Source organism: Arsenophonus sp. ENCA (genome assembly GCF_002287155.1).
Classification (GTDB): Bacteria; Pseudomonadota; Gammaproteobacteria; order Enterobacterales; family Enterobacteriaceae; genus Arsenophonus; species Arsenophonus nilaparvatae.
In genome coordinates, this window is the sequence record NZ_NHNG01000555.1 from 1 (window position 1) to 1288 (window position 1288).

Consider the following 1288-nt stretch of genomic DNA (forward strand, 5'->3'; position numbering starts at 1 on the left):
ATATAATTCGCCATATTCCTCCTGAGGTAACCATCTGGGCAGATACCGGTTTTCAAGGTATAGATAAACAGCATCCTAATACACAAATCCCAAAAAAAGGAACTCGAAAAAGACCTTTATCGCCTGAACAAAAACAAGAAAATAAAATAATCTCGGGCATCCGTATTACAGTTGAACACGCCATCGCGGGTATCAAGCGCCTCGGTTGCATGACCCAAATTTTACGGAATCGTAGACCCTTTATTGATGATACCTTCTTACTCCTTAGCGCAGGTCTTTGGAATTTCCATCTCAGAACAGCGTAAAATTTACTTCAATCACCGAAACACCCTTATTTCACTATTAAGCAACACGCTTATTGAACGAGGAGAATACGGCGCTCTACCTGTTGAAGAATAACAGCGTTCGAAAGGTACCCAGTCTTGTTCATCCAAAATCTCTGTGACAATAAATGCCCTACGTTCACCAATTTGCTTGAGATAATCGCAAAGGGAAACAGAACCCTCCAAGATAGGTAGATTTTGCGCTTTGACAAACTTACGTTTGGTGTGAGAAGGCGATTCCAGTTTGCGAGTAAATACGGTCATAAAAGATCTGCGTTTAAAACGAATAAAGCAAATTTTAATCGATAACATGAGCTTTTGCGACAGCCTCGTCGAAGCGGGGTGGCGAGACGTAACAGGGTTCGACTACCGGTAGCAAAGAATCCGGCGAGCTTTTCAGCTCCCCCGCTACGCCCCGCCATAATGAGGCTGTCGCAAAAGGGGTGGAATTTTTTTTTCAACAATATCCCACCGTGCAGATTTTCTCTTTTTCTGATTTTAGTTTGTACAAATAATAGACTGAAAATCATCCATAATATCAGAGCAACCGCTCTTGATAAGTTATAGGCCATTGCATGCAGGGTAAATTCGAGCTTTACCGCTAATAATCCCTTACGCCGGAAACGTTCCAAACCCTGAATTCCCCGCAATGCTGAAAACACAGGTTCAACCATGCTCTTTCGCTGATTCAAGATTTTTTTAGACTCAGGAGTAGCCATATGTAAACGAAGTTCATCTCGCTGTTTATCTTCCGGATAGCGTTTTATTTTCCTTCCATCTTTGGATTGTGTACATTGTTTTTTTTGCTCGCATTGGGCGCAATTAACACAGCCATAAACCTTATAGCTCCTCGTGTTTTCTGAAGCTAAAACTGTACTTTTCAGGGATAACTGATGGTCGGCAGGACAAGTATAAATATCTTTTTCAGTATCATAAATAAATAAGGCTTTCGGATAGATTTTTCT

General features: G+C 41.2%; 3 protein-coding genes. 1 reads left to right on the plus strand and 2 read right to left on the minus strand.

Going from position 1 to position 1288, the window contains the following annotated elements:
* A partial coding sequence (locus CBG25_RS14355; RefSeq protein ID WP_290603625.1) for a transposase family protein occupies nt 1–305 on the plus strand: 305 nt, incomplete at its 5' end.
* Nucleotides 306–317: 12 nt separating this feature from the next.
* Here CBG25_RS14355 and CBG25_RS14360 read toward each other — a convergent pair.
* Both CBG25_RS14360 and CBG25_RS14365 read right to left on the minus strand, forming a co-directional pair.
* Nucleotides 318–635 carry a hypothetical protein gene (locus CBG25_RS14360; protein WP_290607463.1) on the minus strand — a complete coding sequence of 106 codons (318 nt, stop codon included), beginning with the start codon at nt 633–635 and terminating at the stop codon, nt 318–320.
* Nucleotides 584–1288: transposase (locus CBG25_RS14365; protein WP_290607465.1), on the minus strand; the 705-nt coding region annotated here is incomplete at its 5' end. The genes CBG25_RS14365 and CBG25_RS14360, both read right to left, overlap by 52 nt.

Bases quoted from the DNA above. Each gene is read 5' to 3' on its own strand.
- CBG25_RS14360 (WP_290607463.1), bottom strand. From the start codon at position 635: ATGTTATCGATTAAAATTTGCTTTATTCGTTTTAAACGCAGATCTTTT.